We start from the raw sequence: 19170 nt of genomic DNA, 5'->3' as shown, positions 1-19170 counted from the left end.
TTTTTCATTTTTTTAACAAAATATTTATTTTATGTGCTTCATCTACTGTAGCTAACATAATGGATTCAACTTCTGCGTTTTTCTCTAGAAATTCTCTCGCCCATTCTTCTGTTTTCCCTACTAAAGCAAGAACATCTTTCTGAATGCTCCCATCCTTTACTAATACAAATGAAACTGGAGATTTTTTTCCCGCCACTTTCAGATCAAGCCGCGAAACTGCTTCATATTCTGGATACTGAAATATAGAAACGACACCGTTCGCTTCCCATAATGCTAATTTAATCTTTTGAATATTACTCACATTTCGCATACGAAGTTCCGAAAATAAATATTCCACCGTAATTCTCGCTTTTTTCAAATTGCTAAAATCAATGGAACCATTATGTATAAGAATAATAGGTGCTGGTTCTAAAAAGCGTCTCCATCTATCCCATTTCAACATTAAGACTGAGCTTATAATGTGAAGTACAACGAGTATGAACGTTGTACTCATTGATCCGAGTAATCCTACTTTTTCATCAGATAATGCGTTAGAAATATTTCCAACAAGCAATAATACTAATACGACATCTAAAAAACGAAGTTGCGCGATGGATCTTTGCCCCATCGCTTTCGCAACTAATATTAAAAATATGTATGCTATAATAGGCCCGAATAACCCATTCACTATTGGAAAGATGCCGTGCCCCTTCAAAAATATGCATATGCATCACTTTGCACTCCTTACCCGTCTCAAACTGCTACTTTGTTTTAGTTTGCAACGTTTAAGAGCATATATGTAAAAAAGCTGGTTCGTATTTAAACGAACCAGCTTTTTTACTTAACAGAAAACATATACTTTTTATACGTTTTCCGTACCGATAATATGAGACCCATCATAATCATATTCGAGAACAAGGAACTTCCCCCATACGATAAGAACGGTAATGCAATCCCTTTTACAGGCATTAATCCAACGATCATACCGATGTTTTGGAATATTTGAACCGTTAATATTCCGATGGATCCAGCACATAATAATGTACCGAATAAATTATCAGCAGAATAACCGATAATAATTGTTCGATATAGTAGTAATAGGAACAAAAATACAACTAACGCGGCTACGATAAATCCACCTTCTTCGGCAATTGTAGCAAAAATAAAGTCAGTATGCTTCTCAGGGATATAGACGTTCCCTTCGCCAAATCCTTTCCCTTCCATACCGCCACTACCTACAGCTAAAATCGATTGCTGTGTTTGATAACCTTGATCTGCATTTTCAAATGGATTTAACCAACCTACAATACGTGATTGTTGGTGAGGTTTTAGTAACGTAACTAACTTATTAAAGAAGAAATCCTCATACCTTACGTAAATAAATATTAACGTAGATAATACGGTCACCGGAATAACTGTACATAACGCTATCAATTTCTTCTGAATACCTGACATAAATAAAATACATGCAATAGCAGCAGCATATAAGAACACCATCCCTGTATCCGGTTGGCTATATACAACAGCCATAGGCGGAAGGGATACTAACACAATTTTACCTACTAATTGTAAATCCGTTTGGAATGTCCTTGCCATATACTGTGCATTATGTTTCACTGCTATACTTGCTACTACGAGAAGCAATGAAATTTTGAAAAACTCAGATGGTTGAATTTGTCCAACTAACGGAAATACAAACCATCTTTTTGCACCTAATTTTTCAGGTGTGAAAGTGGAAACCGGTAGTATTTTCAAAAGAATAAGTGAACCAAATCCAACGATATAAAGTGGCCAAGACAATTTTTGTAATTGATCTAAGTCAATGCTTGCAACAAGCAATAACAATACAACTCCAATTATGTAGTTCAAACCCTGTTTCATCGCAAAGTTTGCCTCTCCATATTGGCCAGTTTGCTGACTGCTATATATAGCGGCTATACTCGTAACACATAATGCTAACAAAATTAATATTAATTTTACATCTAAACTTTTTAGAAACTCGGTACTTCTTTTCATGACATCCTCCTGAAACATTGTTACAGCAAAATAAAAAACCAGGAGTCAACATTCTTCATGTTTTGACGACTGATTACACATTATCTATAAAACACTTATATAGAATAACTCTCTTTTTCATACAATACAATATATTATACTACAGTTTCGTCAGTAAGATTTGCCAAAAAAATTATTCTTTTCTTATTTTATATCCATATACCATATATCAGCAATGTATTTTCATAAATTCCTAATACATAATCGTTCATTGTAAGATTACTGGGGAAGATATTATACATATAGTAGAATGTAGATGAAGAAATAAGATGATAAAAAGCTCGCATAAGCGAGCTTTTTATTAATATACAGATGTATTATTTTCTGACGTATTCTCTAAAATTTCTTTTACACGTCCTAAGAACTTACCACAAATTAAGCCATCTAGTACACGGTGATCAAGTGATAAACATAAGTTAACCATGTCGCGAGCACCGAACATACCATTATCCATAATTACTGGGCGTTTTACAATTGATTCAACTTGTAAAATAGCCGCTTGTGGATAATTAATAATACCCATAGATTGAACAGAACCAAATGATCCTGTGTTATTAATTGTAAATGTTCCACCTTGCATTTCGTCCGCTTTTAACGATTTCGTACGTACTTTTCCTGCAAGCTCTGTAATTTCACGAGCGATACCTTTAATCGTCTTCTCATCCGCGTGTTTAATTACTGGTACAAATAGTTCGTCCTCTGTTGCAACAGCGATAGAAAGGTTAATATCTTTCTTCTGAACGATCTTATCGCCAGCCCACATTGAATTGATTTGAGGATACTCTTTTAACGCTTGCGCTACTGCTTTTACGAAGAAAGCAAAGAACGTTAAATTAAAGCCTTCGCGCTTTTTGAAATCACCTTTAATTGAATTACGGTATGACACAAGGTTTGTCACATCTACTTCAATCATCATCCAAGCATGTGGCGCTTCGTGTTTACTACGTAACATGTTCGCTGCAATTGCTTTACGCACACCTGTTACTGGAATTTCGATATCGCCAGGCATTGTTGGTACAGAAACTGGTTTTGCAGCTTCTACTTTTTGTGCTACTGGCGCTGCTTTTGGTGCTTCTGGACGCACTTCTACTACTGCTGCTACCGCTTCCTCTTTCTTCGCACCTGCTTGCGGAATATTTCCAGATTCCACTAGCTTTAAAATATCTTTACGAGTGATACGGCCATTTGCTCCCGTACCTTCTACTAAATCTAAATCAACATTATGCTCACCTGCAAGTTTTAAAACAGCTGGTGAAAAACGTGGTTTTCCATCAGTTGGTTGTTTTGCTTTCGGTGCTTTTTCAGACGTAGCTACTTCTGACTTTGGTTCTTCTTTTGTTTTTTCCTCAACAGCTGTCGCTGCTACTTCATCTGCGCCTTCTACTTGAATAACACAAACTACTTCACCTACAGCTAACGTCTCACCTTCACCAGCAATTAATTCTTTCACAATACCAGTGAAAGAAGATGGTACTTCAGCATTTACTTTATCAGTCATTACTTCTGCAAGTGGATCATACTTGTTTACATGATCGCCAACATTAACGAGCCATTTACTAATTGTACCCTCTGTAACGCTCTCCCCGAGCTGAGGCATTGTGATATTTTCTACAGCCATGTATAGTCCCCCCGATTAAAATTCCGCAAGTTCACGCATTGCTTTTTCAACTTTATCTGGATTTACCATAAAGAATTTTTCCATTGTTGGTGCATATGGCATTGCTGGAACGTCTGGACCTGCAAGACGTGCGATTGGCGCATCTAAATCAAACAGACAGTTTTCAGCAATAATTGCTGCCACTTCACTTATAATACTTCCTTCTTTATTGTCCTCTGTTACAAGAAGAACTTTACCTGTTTTAGAAGCTGCTTCAATGATTGCTTCTTTATCTAATGGATATACAGTACGTAAATCAAGAACATGTGCAGAGATGCCATCTTGCGCTAACTTTTCAGCTGCTTGAAGAGCAAAGTGAACACATAATCCGTACGTGATAACAGTAATATCATCACCTTCGCGTTTTACATCTGCTTTTCCGATTGGTAATACGTAATCATCCTCTGGCACTTCACCTTTAATTAAGCGATATGCACGCTTATGCTCAAAGAATAATACTGGATCTTCATCACGAATTGCTGCTTTTAATAAACCTTTTGCATCATACGGTGTAGAAGGAATGACAATTTTTAAACCTGGTTGGTTCGCAAACATCGCTTCCACAGATTGTGAATGATACAATGCACCGTGAACACCGCCGCCAAATGGCGCACGAATTGTAACTGGACAAGTCCAATCGTTATTAGAACGATAACGAATTTTTGCTGCCTCAGAAACAATTTGGTTTACTGCTGGCATGATGAAATCAGCAAACTGCATTTCAGCGATTGGACGCATACCATACATTGCCGCACCAATTGCTACCCCAGCAATTGCAGATTCTGCAAGCGGTGCATCAAGCGCACGATCTTCACCAAATTGATCATATAATCCGTGTGTCGCTTTAAATACGCCACCTTTTTTACCAACATCTTCACCTAAAACAAATACTTTCTCATCGCGTTCCATTTCTTCGCGCATTGCTAATGTAATAGCATCAATATAAGACATTACAGCCATGAAACGTTCCCCCCTATTCTGCGTATACGTGCTTCAATGCATCTTCAGGTGCTGCATACGGAGCATTTTCTGCATATTCTGTTGCTTCATTTACGATATGCATAATTTCATCTAACATTTGTTTTTCAAATTCCTCAGTTAACACGCCAGCTTCTTTTAAATAAGCTGCAAATGTTATGATTGAATCTTTTTTCTTTGCTTCTTCTACTTCTTCTTTATCACGATAAACACGATCATCGTCGTCACTAGAATGTGCTGTTAAACGATATGATACTGTTTCAATTAAAGTTGGGCCTTCACCACGACGGCCGCGGTCTGCTGCCTCTTTTACAGCTTTATATACTGCAAGTGGATCGTTTCCGTCTATTGTATATCCAGGCATACCGTAACCAATTGCACGGTCTGATACGTTTTTACATGCTAATTGTTTTTCAACTGGAATAGAGATTGCGTATTTATTATTTTCACACATGAAAATAACAGGTAGTTTGTGTACACCAGCAAAGTTTGCCCCTTCATGGAAGTCACCTTGGTTTGAAGAACCTTCTCCAAATGTAACAAACGTTACTAAATCTTTCTTTTCCATTTTTCCAGCCAATGCAATACCAACTGCATGTGGTACTTGCGTTGTTACTGGAGATGATCCTGTCACAATACGATTTTTCTTTTGACCGAAGTGACCAGGCATTTGACGACCACCAGAGTTTGGATCTCCAGCTTTCGCGAAAGCAGACAACATAAGCTCTTTAGCTGTCATACCGAACGCTAGTACAACACCCATATCACGGTAGTATGGTAATGCATAATCTTTCTCTCTATCAAGAGCGAATGCTGCTCCAACTTGTGCAGCCTCTTGTCCTTGACAAGAAATTACGAATGGAATTTTACCCGCACGGTTTAATAACCACATACGTTCGTCGATTTTACGTGCAAGTAACATCGTACGGAACATTTCTAATACTTGCTCATCACTTAAGCCAAGCTCTTCATGGCGCTTTTCTTTTACTTCTGCCATTTTTCATAACCTCCTAAATCCACATTTTTATGCGTGTAACGCTTTTCCATCTACAGCTAATGCTGCTTCACCAATCGCCTCAGATAATGATGGATGCGGATGAATTGTATGTGCTACTTCCCACGGTGTTGCATCAAGTACTCTTGCAAGACCAGCTTCAGAAATCATATCTGTTACATGTGGTCCAATCATATGAACACCAAGAATGTCATTTGTTTCTTCATCAACTACAAGTTTTACGAAACCATCTGATTCGCCGTATACAAGTGCTTTTCCGATTGCACGGAATGAGAACTTACCTACTTTTAACTTATAGCCTTTTTCTTTCGCTTCTTGTTCTGTTAAACCGACAGAAGCAACTTCTGGACTGCTATATACGCATTTTGATACCATAGAGTAATCAATTGGTGTAACTTCTTTACCAGCAATATGTTCTACTGCAACAATTCCTTCATGAGAAGCAACGTGAGCAAGTTGTAAGCCGCCGATTACATCTCCGATTGCGTAAATATGAGATTCTTTCGTTTGATAAAACTCATTTGTTTGAATGTATCCTTTTTCCACAACGATATCCGTATTCTCTAAACCAATATTTTGCGTATTGGCTTGTCTTCCTACAGATACAAGCATTTTTTCTGCTTTAAATTCTTTATTCTCACCGTTATGTTCAGCTTGAATTGTTACTCCGTTATCTTTTACCAATGTTTCTGGTAATACTTTTGCACCAGTTACCACTTTAATACCTTTTTTCTTGAATAGACGTTGCATTTCTTTTGAAACGTCCTGATCTTCTAGTGGTAATATCGTTTTCGCATACTCTAATACTGTAACTTCTACACCGAAGTCAGCAAGCATAGATGCCCACTCAATACCGATTACACCGCCACCAACGATAATAATTGAGCTAGGAAGCGTTTCCATTTTTAGGGCATGATCGGAAGACATTACATACTCTCCGTCTAATTCTAAACCTGGTAATGAATTCGGACGAGAACCTGTTGCAACAAGTACATTTTTTGGAATTAACATTTCATTCTCTTCTCCACTTGCAAGTTCAACTGAAATTGTCCCTGGCATTGGAGAGAAAATAGATGGGCCAAGAATACGGCCGATACCTTCAAACACATCAATTTTACCTTGTTTCATTAAGTGTTGAACACCTTTATGAAGTTGCGTTACAATCTTCTCTTTACGCTCTTGCACTTTCGCAAAGTTTAGTTCTACATTACTTGCAATAACTCCGAACTCTTCGCTTTTTTTAGCAGTTGCGTATACTTCCGCACTACGTAAAAGAGCTTTACTAGGAATACATCCTTTGTGCAAACAAGTACCACCAAGATTTTCTTTTTCAACAAGTGCAGTTTTTAAACCTAGTTGTGATGCTCGAATAGCAGCAACATATCCACCAGTACCGCCGCCAACGATGACTAAATCATATTCTCTTGCCATTATCTCAACCCCTAGCTACTGTTTGTTTTTCTCGTACAACATACTCTTTCGGCGCTTCTTCTTCACGTAATACACGAAGTGCTCCTTCTGCTAATGCTTGTAATTCATCTTCCCCTGGATGTACGATAACATCTGCAATCCAGTCAACACGTTCTTTTATTTCATCAACAAGAATTTTACTGTACGCAAGTCCACCAGTTAAAACGATTGCATCAATTTTCCCGTGAAGTACAGCGCTAGCTCCGCCAATCTCTTTTGCAACTTGATATGCCATTGCTTTATAAATAAGAGTTGCTTCCGGATCACCTTTTTCAACCATTTGTTCTACTTTGATCGCATCATTTGTACCGATTAGGCTTACAAGTCCACCTTGTCCAACAAGTTTTTTAACCATTTCGTCACGGTAATACTCACCAGAGAAACACATCTCCACTAATTGCCCTACCGGTACTGTACCCGCACGCTCTGGACTAAATGGGCCTTCTCCGTTTAAGCCGTTATTCACATCAATAACTTTTCCTTTTTTATGAGCACCAACTGTAATACCGCCACCCATATGTGTAACTAATAAATTTAAATCCTCGTATTTATGATTTAATTCTTCAGCCACTTTACGAGCAACTGCTTTTTGGTTTAATGCATGGAAAATACTTTTACGTTCCATACCAGCAATACCACTTATACGAGCAACCGGCTCCATTTCATCTACAACGACAGGATCTACTATGAATGCCGGAATATTTAATCCAGAAGCGATTTCATATGCTAAAATGCCTCCAAGGTTTGAAGCATGATGACCGCTAAACCCATTTTTCAAATCTTCTAACATCGAATCGTTTACTGTGTATGTTCCGCCTTCGATTGGACGAAGTAATCCCCCACGCCCACAAACTGCGTTTAACTTTGAAATGTTAATACCGTGAGAATGTAGAACTTCTAAAATCGTTTCTTTGCGAAACTCATATTGATCGATAATTCTCTTATATTTTCCAATTTGTTCTTCGTCATGACGAATAGTTTCTTCTAAAACGGGCCTTTCATTATCAAAAACACCAATTTTTGTGGATGTACTACCCGGATTAATAACAAGAATTCGATTTAAAGACACTGTTGCTACCTCCACTAATAAATTCAAAAGGAGGTGGAAACCTCATAAGAGGTAACCACACCTTTTGTAAAAGTAATATATGAATGATTAGCGACGGCTAATAATGTCGTGACCGTTGCGTAAGTATGTGCTACGAGAGTTTTTCAAGCTTGCAATGCGCTCTTCAGCTAAACGATCTGCTGCTACATAAGTTGCAATGCCATCGCGTTTTGAAATTTCGATTACTTTTGCAATTGTGTCATAAATAGACTCAACACGTTTTAGTGCACGTTCTCTATTGTATCCATATAATTCGTCTGCTACGTTAATTACACCACCAGCATTAATAACATAGTCTGGTGCGTATACAATACCCATTTCATGAATCATGTCGCCGTGACGATTTTCTTTTAATTGGTTATTTGCAGAACCTGCGATTACTTTTGCTTTAAGTTGTGGAATAGTTTCGTCATTAACTGTTGCGCCTAATGCACATGGTGCGTAAATATCACATTCGACACCGTAAATTTCATTTGGCTCAACTGCTGATGCACCGAATTCTTCTACCGCGCGTTGTACAGCTTCTTTATTAATATCTGTAACGATTAATTTTGCTCCTTCAGCATGTAAATGTTTGCATAGGTGATACGCTACGTTACCAACACCTTGAACAGCAATTACTTTTCCTTCTAAATTATCAGTACCGAAAGCCTCTTTCGCAGCTGCTTTCATACCACGATAAACACCGTATGCGGTTACTGGAGATGGGTTACCAGAAGAACCGAATGATGGTGAAATACCTGTTACAAAATCAGTTTCTTCGTGAATAATATCCATATCATCTACTGTTGTACCAACATCTTCAGCTGTAATGTAACGTCCGTTTAGTCCTTGAATGTATCGTCCTAATGCACGGAACATCGCTTCGCTCTTATCTTTACGTGGATCACCGATAATTACTGTTTTCGCACCACCTAAGTTTAAGCCAGCTGCTGCGTTTTTGTATGTCATCCCTTTTGCAAGACGCAATGCATCTTCAATCGCCGCTTCTTCAGAATCATATGTCCACATTCTTGTTCCACCAAGAGCTGGTCCAAGTGTTGTATCATGAATTGCGATGATTGCTTTTAAACCAGATTCTTTATCTTGACAAAATACTACTTGCTCATAATCATATTTTTCTAAGTATTCGAAGATTTCTAATGTCATTGTCGTTTCCCCCTAGTGTTTTACCCTGTTTGGTTTATTTTGAAGCAGTCGTAACTGCCAATGCTAATGAATATACTTTTGTTTCTGCTGAATCAGCACGAGATGTTAAAACAATCGGTGCTTTTGCGCCAGCAATCATAGCTCCTACTTTTGCATCCGCAAAGTATACGAGTGATTTGTATAGCACATTTCCAGCTTCAATCGTTGGGACGAGTAAAATGTCTGCTTTACCTGTTACATCACTTACTATGCCTTTATGTTCTGCTGCAATTTGTGATACTGCATTATCTAAAGCAAGTGGTCCATCAACGACACAATTTTTAATTTGTCCGCGGCGATTCATTTGAGTTAACATCGCGGCATCAATTGTCGCTTGCATCGCAGGATTCACAACCTCTACTGCTGCAATTGGTGCTACCTTTGGCAAATCTATTCCTATTGCCTGGGCAACTTCTACAGTATTCTGTATAATAGCAGCTTTTTGTGTTACATCAGGTGCAATGTTCATCGCTGCATCTGTAACAAAGATAAGACGATCGTAATTTGGAACTTCAAATGCTGCAACGTGTGAAAGTGCGCTACCTTTACGAAGTCCCCACTCTTTATTTAATACAGCTTTCAAAATATTTGCTGTTGGGATGTTTCCCTTCATAAGCACATCTGCTTCGCCATTTCTTACAGCTTTAACAGAAAGTTCTGCAGCCTCAGCACTTGACGCTGCTGCAATCACTTCAATGTGTTCTGAAGTTTGTAAACCATGTTCTTGTAGCATCCCCATTATTTTTTCTTGATTTCCATATAGACGAAATTGAGCTAGCTGTAATTTAATAGCTTTCGCTACAGCTTCAATTACTTCATGATCTTCAGCTACTGCTACAGCCACAGTTTTTTTAGGCTGTCCTGCTGCTTGATCAATTAAGTGTTCTAACTTCATATTTTGTAATCAACCCTTTCCGTCGTCCCTCGTCTATTTATAAAGCAAATACCGTGCCAACTTTCAAAAGTGGTCTTACCAATAATGAAAACGCATTCAAAATGCAGCAAAATCAATACTTTGGAAAATAACAAAACATTCTGTCTTGTTTTGTCACTTTTTGTATACCATGCAATAAATTGCACGGTACGCAATTTATTGCATGCTATTTTTTGCACACTCATACTTTTCTAGCTTGTAATATAAATTTCGAACCGAAATTCCTAATGCTCTTGCAGTTTTTGTTTTATTTCCATCAAACCTCTCTAAACATTCATGAATGATATGCCCTTCAAACTCTGTCACTAATTGTTCAAGTGGCTTTTCTTCTAATTCAGGTAATAAGTTATTTTGTTTTACCTCAGTCTGCTCCTCTGTATGTAAAGGTGGTAAATGATGGACATCAATATATATTTCGTTATAATTCATAAAGATAATAGCTCGTCCTAAAATGTTTTCAAGCTCCCTCACATTTCCTGGCCATTCATATGATTGTAAATATGAAATAGCCGAATCAGTGAGCCCCTCTACATTCCGACCATAATCTTGGTTAATTTTTTGAATCAATCTGTCTGCAATTGCCGGTATATCTCCTTTTCGCTGACGAAGAGACGGAATTTGAATTGGAATTTTATTTAATCGATAATATAAATCCTCTCTAAACTCTCCTTCTAGAATGCCCTTTTCTAAATTCACATGTGTCGCTGCAATTACCCGGACATTTATAGGTATCGCTTTCGTTCCACCAACTTTTACAATTTCTTTTTCTTGCAACACGCGAAGGAGTTTCGCTTGCGTATTTGCAGACAATTCTCCTATTTCATCTAAAAAGATACTACCGTTATTCGCTTCCTCAAAAAAACCTCGTTTTCCGCCTCTTTTTGCTCCTGAAAATGCACCTTCCTCATAACCGAATAATTCACTTTCTAATAAAGTCTCGGAAATAGCAGCACAGTTTACCCGGACGAATTTATTATATTTTCGATTACTTCCATTATGAATTGCATGTGCAAATAATTCTTTACCCGTTCCAGATTCTCCGCGTAGTAATACTGTTGCCGGTGTATTCGCTCCAAGTTTCGCCTGTTCAATAGCGGCCGTTGTTTCATCTGAATTTCCGACAATGTCATCAAATGAATATTTCGCTTCTAACGTTCGAATAATTTGCCTTGCTCTATTCAATTCATTTGTTAACTTTTGAATTTCTGATACGTCACGAATTACACCAACGCTTCCTTTCAATATCCCATCCACTATAACTGGCGCTACGTTTACAATTACATCACGCTTCTTTTGTCCAATCTTCATATGTATTCCGCGTACCGCCCTACGCGTTCGAAGTACTTTCATATGCATACTTTCACCTTCTACAATATCAGTTGTAGCCGGTTTCCCAATAATGTCCTCTTCTGTTAAACCTGTTAATTTCGTATACGCAGGGTTAATTACTAATCCTCTTCCCTTTTCATCCACGACCGAAATTGCTTCCTCAGACGAGTTGATAATCGCCTCAAGTAACGTTTGAATCTCCTTTAAATCTGTAACTTCTTCCGCAAGATCTACAACCTCTGTTATATCTTTAAAAATCGCAAATGCCCCTTGTACCTCTCCTCCCTCTTTTAATATTGGAATACGGGTTGTAATAATTTTCTTTTCATTTTCTAATGTCAGTTCATAATTTACTTCTATTTGTTTCGTACGTATAATACGAAGCAACTTACTAGTCGGAATAACTTCTAAAATATATTTCCCTACCGCATCTTCTTTTTTATATCCGATAATACGCTCTGCACTTTTATTAAATAGGCGTACTTGTCCCTCTCGATCAATTACAATCATACCGTCATGCGTAGAATTTAAAATTAAATCCCCTTGCTGCGTCTGTTCTTCTAACTTTCCAATTAAACCTTCCTTCTCATGTGCTAATCTCGTAACAATTTTCGCAATATCACCTGGTATAAGAAGAGTATCTTTATGCTTTTTCTTTATTAAATCTTTATGTAAATCATCGTCACCCGTCATATCAAACATTACATCAATATGCATAGAAAGAAACGGCGTTACACTCTCTCCAATTGTAACCCCATACTCCTTAGCCATTTGTAATCCCTTTGCTATCGGATTTATATCAATAATCCCTATAATTTGAAATATATTTGAACTTTGTAACAGATTCAGCAGTGTACTACCACCTTCACCTGCACCAACAATTAAAACTTTTTGTTTCATATATTACACTTCCTCTCGAAGTATCTCTGCAAAATTTTTCACACCCTTATCTTACTCGTTCAGCCCCCCTCTTGACAAACCCCCTTTTCATATAACATCATTGAAATAAACAAAATAATCTGAAAAGGAGCGTTTATATGCAGCGTTACCTTGCTCTATCATTAGCACTCATCCCTATTTCATTAGCTGTGTTTGGCATTAAGTTAATGAGAGATACTGTATTCGGGATTCTATTTCCTCCACTCTCTATACTATGGTTACAATTTTTAATCGGCGCTCTCTGCTTCGGGCTCGGGTTTTATATCTTCGGAGGCTTCGTCTTACACCGAGACCGTAAACGAAATAAAGTACAAGCTCGCTTTAGAAGGTAGGAAGGCCCCACTATTTATAAATAAAAAATGAGACCGTTACACGCGGTCTCATTTTTTTATTGGCAATAACATTCTTGCTGTTTCGGGGTAATCAGTAATAATCGCCGAAATATTCATATCAAAATATTTACGCATAAGCGTTTCTTCATTTATTGTATAGGGCCGAACCTCTACACCACTTTCCATCGTTAATTCAGCAACAGCATCTTGAAGATAACGATAATTAGGGTGCACTGCTGTAGCGCCCATTTTTTTCGCATACGCCCACGGACTATGCAAACCTTCACGATATAAAATCGCTGTTTGAATATCAGGAGCCATCATATGACACCTTTTCATACTGTAGTGATTAAATGAAGAAAATATAACACGATCTTCTAGATTACATTTCCGTACAAGCGTTATAACTTCTTCCTCTAAACCTCTGTATGGAATTTTATTATTTTTCAGTTCAATATTAAGTAGCAACTCTGTTTTATCAATCCATTCTAACACCTCTTCTAAAAGAGGTATTTTACAAAAGCCTACTTTATCACCGAATTTATAGCTCGCATCTAATTTACATAAATCCTCATATAAATAATTACGAACCGCACCTTTTCCATTTGTTGTCCGGTCCACTGTTTCATCATGAATGACGACAACTTTTCCATCTTTCGTTAATTGAACATCAAGCTCAATTCCATCTGCTCTAAAAGATTCAGCTGCTTCAAATGAAATCATTGTATTTTCTGGGTACGTTCCCGCTGCACCACGATGTGCAAATATAAGAGTCATCCTCACTCCCCCAATCTTATGCTATACTATACGAAAAAGGAGGTACTTCTATGAGACCATTACAAATTTCTCCAGACACTGCAGTCCGCCTATCAAAAGCATTAGGTGTTCCACTTGAACAACTTATGCATATGCCGCAGCACATTCTAATTCAAAAGTTAGTTGAATTAGAAAAACAAAATAAAGACGAAGAATAATACAGTCCTGTTTTGCAGGGCTTTTTATTATTTTCTATTATATCACGGATGACTTCCCTACTAAAATCCTTTAACAGATATACTATGATTCCATTTAATCTTTTTTTCAAACATTTATAATCAATAAATTAAAACCCCTCTTTTAATAAAAGAGGGGTTTCTTACTACTCATTTCAGTTACTCAAATTATGCATGTTTCTTTTCTTTATTAAAAATCATAAACAATTTATACAACCCTAAAGAAGCTGGAATATTCATAAATGCAAATGCTTCATAAGTATAATGAGGAGCTGTTTCCCATAGTAATAAGAAAGTAAACACCCCTAACGTACTAATCATCGCAATTCGTATAACTTCCGATTCATTTTCATCTTTCTTTTTATAAAGTATAACAGCCGCCAGAACAGCTACATAAACAAATAATTTGATAACATACGAATATACAGTAACGATTTTATACTTCGTTGTACTATAGTTCGATACGTAATTAGTTATCGTGTCGTTCTTCTGCTCAAACCATTGTCCAATACGGTACATGGAGAACTGACTTGATACCCATTCTCTAGTTATTTTTTCATTTAAATGGTGTACATAACCCGTTACACCAAATTCACTGAAACGCTGCACTATAACTTCTTTATTGTGTTCATTTAAATCCTTCGTATTCTTTATGTTTTCATCATCAATATAATCTGCATCTGCCTGATTCCACACACCGTACGTATCTTTGTTCAACCCCATTTTCACCCAATGAGTGAATGGAATTTTTTCAATTTCATTATCGGTACTGAGATTTAGCTTTGTCGTTATACTTTTAAAACTTACAATAAGGATTAAACAAAATAAAACACTACTTAACACTTTTACAGAATACTCCTTACGAAATTTAAAAATATTCTCAATTAAAATCGCTAACGCTACCGCCAATGCTGTCGGTCTTATAATATAAGTACAAGCCGCAAAAACTCCTAATAAAATCCATAAAATAATCTTCAACCTTTTTGTTTCCGCTGTTTTCAAACATAAATATGTATACATCGTTGCTGAAATAAAAAATATTACTAATGTATGCGTATAGAAAACTGGCGCCTGCCAATATATATAAATGTTTAGCACAGATAACACGATCGATATGTGAGCAACTTTAAAGTTTGTAATTTTCCTTACAATCAATACATTTAAAATAATACTACCTGTTATACATACTATTGGTAATATTTTTATCGCCACATCTACGTTTCCTACCAATTTAGCAAAATATCCTCCTAATAATACAATATGTGTATTATATGGATAAAATAGAAGCTGTCCCATTTCTAAAAATTGATTATCTCCATTAAACACAGAGACAATTCCTTGTTTAAGGATGGCATAATCTCCTACAACAGGGTTAAATGCGATAGAAGTAATCATTATTTCCGTCGTCAAAATGATTACGATACCTAAAGCAATCATAATATTTGTGTACGTTCTTTTCATTTTATTAATAACCCATTTATAATACATAAAGAAGAGCGCAAATAAAAGCAACGTCGCCGCTAGAACAGCACCGACTTTTTGGGGAGTGTACTCCTCAGTCGGATAAGGAAATTCACCACTCATCAAAATTGTTTTGGGGATAAAAAATTTACTTACTATCATTGAAAATATAGATAAAAACACCGTCATAACAATGATTGGGTAAGCTCGATTCACTATTTTTTTAAAAGTCATTCATCTATTCTCCTATATCTCTAACTTTCCAAATCAATGATACGTTATGGAAATTATGATGTCAAACCCACGTATTTCCTGTACATATCCTTCTTTTCACTACATTTTTTCACATAAATTTATATATTCCCTCAAAACCCTTAAATCGAAGGAAATAAAAAAACTCCCTTAAAGGAAGCTTCTTCGTAATCTATAGTTTATCTCACTATTTACAGGCAGTAAGAATCCCGGCACACAATTTGACGATGGCGTTAGGTGCGGGATGGGAGCCCCTACTAATTAAAGGTTCATTTTATTGCACATGTGGCGCATCTCCTGAATCGTATAGTTCTTTCGCTTTTTCCTCCCCGAATGTAGTTAATATATAATGTTGCTCTTCTACCGCATCCATCGCTCTAGTGGCTTTACAAGTGCTACCTTCTTGGGCATCCGAGAAATAATTGTGATCTTCTACAATTTGACTAAAATCTTTTTTCGCCCATCTATCAGCAATCTCTAAAAGCTCATTTTTTTTCGCAAAGCCACTCTTATTTATGATATTTTTTAATTTTTCAGCATTATTTTGAATCATTGGAATGGATTCTGATTTTCGTTCTGCCACTACTTTTTGATGAGTCATGTGATGCATCACTGTAATGACTTCGCTTTCAATAGAATTTTCAGTAACATACACATCAACAAAGACTCCATCTACCTCTCTACCTACTATCGTTGGATCTTCTTTTTTATCTATTTGAGCATTCACTTCTTTATCTACTGGATTATCGGCAAGTTCTAACATTCCAAATGTAACTGCAACAGCAAGAACTCCCATAGCTGCTACTATTCCTAGCCAAGTTAATATTTTATTTTTCATTCCCCTTCTCCCTATCTATACCTATTTAATTATCTTATAAAAAACTCACTTATATGTAATATTACTAAAAACAGGATTTATCTTCCATGATATCAAATGATCTCTTGTTCTCAATAAAATAAAAAGACCAACGAATTCTAAAATTCATTGGTCATTAAATAAAAAGTTCATTGGTTTTACATTTAATATCGAGTATAAATTTAAAGAATGATTAAGCTTTACTAAAACTTAAATCCCTTACTATCTTTACTCTCAGCTAGCCTTATGTTCAAGTCTCAGCTTATCCGCAACCATTGCGATGAACTCGGAATTCGTAGGTTTTGCTTTTGACATGGATACTGTATAACCGAATAAGGACGAGATAGAATCAATATTCCCACGACTCCATGCCACTTCAATTGCGTGACGGATTGCACGCTCGACGCGGCTTGCTGTTGTATTATATTTCTTCGCGATATCTGGATACAATACTTTCGTAATAGAACCAAGTAATTCGATATCATTGTACACCATAGAGATTGCTTCCCTTAAGTACATATACCCTTTAATATGAGCAGGCACACCGATTTCATGAATGATACTCGTAATGCTCGCGTCTAAGTTTTTCGGTTTTCCATCTATTGTAGTTGCTGAACGGAAAGATGGAAGTGGACGTTTAATGGTAGCGTTCGCCTTACCGCTCACTTGACGAATATGACTCGTTAAATTCTCCATATCAAATGGTTTTAATATGAAATATGAAGCACCTAAGTCAACAGCTTTTGTCGTCACATCTTCTTGTCCAAATGCTGTCAACATAATTACGCTAGGCTGTCTTAGCCTTTCAATATTTCGCATTTTCTCTAGTACAGCTAAACCATCTAAATGTGGCATAATAATGTCTAAAACAAGTACATCCGGCTGCTTATCATTTAATAAATTTAAACACTCTTGACCATTATAAGCAGTACCAATTACTTCCATATCATCTTGAGCAGCTACGTAACTCTCTAGCATTGATACTAATTCTTTATTATCATCCACAAGACAGACTTTAATTTTCTCCACAGCTTTTCCTCCCTTACCGAATCGATTCTCCGACATGTGTATCCTTCTAGGCTACATGAATTGTTCGACAATTGTGTGAAAATTCCCTTTTAAAGTTTGTTACTTTCCGATAAAATCACAAAAAAATATGTTTATCGTTCATTTATTCCCTTTCGCAACACATTCCATCATAGAAATACAACGAAACGTTCAACCCTTTTCTTTTATTTTACAACAAAAAACACCTCTTGCGGAGCTTTTACAAAATTTCAACGAATTTTTCAAAAGAAAAGCGAGCTAATTAATAATTAGCTCGCTTTTCTTTCTTGTTCATAAATGTTAATTCCAGCCTCATGTAACATCCATTCAATATGAACACCATATCCTGACGTTGGATCATTTACAAATACATGTGTAACAGCACCAATTACTTTCCCGTTTTGTACAATTGGACTTCCGCTCATGCCTTGTACGATACCACCCGTTTTCGCTAATAAACGTTTGTCTGTTACTTTTATTACCATGCCTTTTGTAGCTGGAAACTTTTGCGGTACTGTACTTACAACTTCAATATCAAACGCTTCCACTTTATCTTTATCAATAACTGTTAATATTTTTGCCGGTCCCTCTTTTACTTGATGAGATAGTGCAATAGGCATCGCTTTATCCATAACGCCATTTGGTATATTTGTATTCAATTTCCCGAATATACCAAATGGACTATTTATTGTAATATTACCAATCACTTCACGATCTGGTGAGAACCTCGCTAATTTCTCTCCTGGATTCCCATGACTACCTCTTTCAATTGATGTAACTGTCGAACGCATAATTTGTCCATCTTCGACTTGAATCGGCTTTTTCGTATCGTTATCAGAAATGACATGACCAAGTGCCCCATATTTCATAGAATCAGGATGAACAAATGTCATTGTTCCGATTCCAGCTGCCGAATCACGAATATATAAACCAATACGATAAGACGATTCTCCACTGTCTTTTTGTGGTGTTAACTTAGTGCGGATATGTTTTCCATCTCTTAACAAAACAAGATTAAGCGGTTCACCTGTCTCACCACTATTATGAATAAATGGTGCTACATCACTCATTCTTTCAATTGTTTTACCATTAATTTCAGTAATCATATCTCCAATTTGCACACCAGCTGTTTCACCAGGAGATACTTTCCCTTTTTCAGTCTGAATTAAATGATGGCCTACAACAAGTACCCCTTTTGTATTTAACTTCACACCAATTGATTGTCCACCTGGAATAACTTTAAAATCTTTCAATACTTTCACATTTACTTTTTTCACTGGAAAACCAGCAAGCTGAAACACCATATCTGCTTCACCATTTTGATGAGGATTTACCATAAGTCCTTGTTTTTGTTCATTGGAACTTACTGTAAACACATGACGATCTGTAGATGAAGCTTGAAAAACTGGTAATGAAGCTATTTCTGATTGTTGCCCTTCAAAAACAACAAGTTGCTTCGGGGATGAAATAAACGTCCGAAGCGGTTTAAAACACCCAATAAAAACTAAAGAAACAAGGAGACAAAGACCTATTATTTTGCGAAATCTTTCTAATCTCAATTTGTTCACTCTCCTCGCT

General features: G+C 36.7%; 16 protein-coding genes and 1 pseudogene. 2 read left to right on the top strand and 15 right to left on the bottom strand.

Features of this window, described 5'->3' with window-relative positions:
- Positions 1–4: 4 nt before the first annotated feature.
- The 10 genes and pseudogenes from QCI46_RS06535 to QCI46_RS06490 all read right to left on the bottom strand — a co-directional run bounded on the left by QCI46_RS06535 (position 5) and on the right by QCI46_RS06490 (position 12613).
- Positions 5–710 (bottom strand): annotated as a pseudogene (locus QCI46_RS06535) (DUF421 domain-containing protein).
- 106 nt (positions 711–816) lie between these two features.
- Positions 817–1995: an FtsW/RodA/SpoVE family cell cycle protein gene (locus tag QCI46_RS06530; RefSeq protein ID WP_087981842.1), complete on the bottom strand. Its 1179-nt coding sequence runs from the start codon at positions 1993–1995 to the stop codon at positions 817–819.
- 340 nt (positions 1996–2335) lie between these two features.
- Positions 2336–3652 (bottom strand): dihydrolipoamide acetyltransferase family protein, encoded by a 1317-nt coding sequence (locus tag QCI46_RS06525; RefSeq protein WP_075308081.1) that lies wholly within the window; start codon positions 3650–3652, stop codon positions 2336–2338.
- A gap of 15 nt (positions 3653–3667) precedes the next feature.
- Positions 3668–4651 (bottom strand): 3-methyl-2-oxobutanoate dehydrogenase subunit beta, encoded by a 984-nt coding sequence (gene bfmBAB / locus QCI46_RS06520; protein WP_000290073.1) that lies wholly within the window; start codon positions 4649–4651, stop codon positions 3668–3670.
- Between the two features lie 13 nt (positions 4652–4664).
- Positions 4665–5666: a 3-methyl-2-oxobutanoate dehydrogenase subunit alpha gene (gene bfmBAA / locus QCI46_RS06515; protein WP_000852549.1), complete on the bottom strand. Its 1002-nt coding sequence runs from the start codon at positions 5664–5666 to the stop codon at positions 4665–4667.
- A gap of 27 nt (positions 5667–5693) precedes the next feature.
- A complete protein-coding gene (gene lpdA, locus QCI46_RS06510; RefSeq protein ID WP_000090438.1) occupies positions 5694–7115 on the bottom strand; it encodes a dihydrolipoyl dehydrogenase in 1422 nt (473 codons plus the stop codon).
- A 4-nt stretch (positions 7116–7119) separates the two neighbouring features.
- Positions 7120–8223: a butyrate kinase gene (gene buk / locus QCI46_RS06505; RefSeq protein WP_000056197.1), complete on the bottom strand. Its 1104-nt coding sequence runs from the start codon at positions 8221–8223 to the stop codon at positions 7120–7122.
- An 87-nt stretch (positions 8224–8310) separates the two neighbouring features.
- Positions 8311–9411, bottom strand: a complete 1101-nt coding sequence (locus QCI46_RS06500) for a leucine dehydrogenase (RefSeq protein ID WP_000171359.1) — start codon at positions 9409–9411, stop codon at positions 8311–8313.
- A 34-nt stretch (positions 9412–9445) separates the two neighbouring features.
- Positions 9446–10345 carry a phosphate butyryltransferase gene (gene yqiS, locus QCI46_RS06495; RefSeq protein WP_353839824.1) on the bottom strand — a complete coding sequence of 300 codons (900 nt, stop codon included), beginning with the start codon at positions 10343–10345 and terminating at the stop codon, positions 9446–9448.
- Between the two features lie 195 nt (positions 10346–10540).
- Positions 10541–12613: a sigma-54 interaction domain-containing protein gene (locus tag QCI46_RS06490; protein ID WP_097907884.1), complete on the bottom strand. Its 2073-nt coding sequence runs from the start codon at positions 12611–12613 to the stop codon at positions 10541–10543.
- 137 nt (positions 12614–12750) lie between these two features.
- On the opposite strand from QCI46_RS06490, the gene QCI46_RS06485 reads away from it, so the two are divergent.
- On the top strand, positions 12751–12984 hold the full coding sequence (locus QCI46_RS06485) for a DUF2627 domain-containing protein (RefSeq protein ID WP_001190198.1): 234 nt from the start codon (positions 12751–12753) through the stop codon (positions 12982–12984).
- 48 nt (positions 12985–13032) lie between these two features.
- Here the strand turns inward: QCI46_RS06485 and QCI46_RS06480 are convergent, their stop codons facing one another.
- On the bottom strand, positions 13033–13761 hold the full coding sequence (locus QCI46_RS06480; protein WP_048546379.1) for a glycerophosphodiester phosphodiesterase: 729 nt from the start codon (positions 13759–13761) through the stop codon (positions 13033–13035).
- Positions 13762–13811: 50 nt separating this feature from the next.
- On the opposite strand from QCI46_RS06480, the gene QCI46_RS06475 reads away from it, so the two are divergent.
- Positions 13812–13958: a YycC family protein gene (locus QCI46_RS06475; RefSeq protein WP_001247671.1), complete on the top strand. Its 147-nt coding sequence runs from the start codon at positions 13812–13814 to the stop codon at positions 13956–13958.
- 186 nt (positions 13959–14144) lie between these two features.
- Here the strand turns inward: QCI46_RS06475 and QCI46_RS06470 are convergent, their stop codons facing one another.
- The 4 genes from QCI46_RS06470 to spoIVB all read right to left on the bottom strand — a co-directional run bounded on the left by QCI46_RS06470 (position 14145) and on the right by spoIVB (position 19160).
- The gene (locus tag QCI46_RS06470; RefSeq protein ID WP_353839823.1) at positions 14145–15671 is read right to left on the bottom strand and encodes a glycosyltransferase family protein; all 1527 of its coding nucleotides are present in this window, start codon (positions 15669–15671) and stop codon (positions 14145–14147) included.
- A gap of 292 nt (positions 15672–15963) precedes the next feature.
- Complete coding sequence (locus QCI46_RS06465) at positions 15964–16527, bottom strand: PRK06770 family protein (RefSeq protein ID WP_353839822.1); 564 nt, start codon at positions 16525–16527, stop codon at positions 15964–15966.
- Positions 16528–16779: 252 nt separating this feature from the next.
- Entirely contained in the window at positions 16780–17574 is a 795-nt protein-coding gene (gene spo0A / locus QCI46_RS06460) for a sporulation transcription factor Spo0A (RefSeq protein ID WP_033658812.1), read from the bottom strand.
- A 287-nt stretch (positions 17575–17861) separates the two neighbouring features.
- Positions 17862–19160, bottom strand: a complete 1299-nt coding sequence (gene spoIVB / locus QCI46_RS06455) for a SpoIVB peptidase (protein ID WP_002096319.1) — start codon at positions 19158–19160, stop codon at positions 17862–17864.
- Positions 19161–19170 lie beyond the last annotated feature (10 nt).

Source organism: Bacillus cereus group sp. RP32 (assembly GCF_040459735.1).
Taxonomy (GTDB): domain Bacteria; phylum Bacillota; class Bacilli; order Bacillales; family Bacillaceae_G; genus Bacillus_A; species Bacillus_A wiedmannii.
This window is presented reverse-complemented; position numbering and strand designations above follow the sequence as displayed.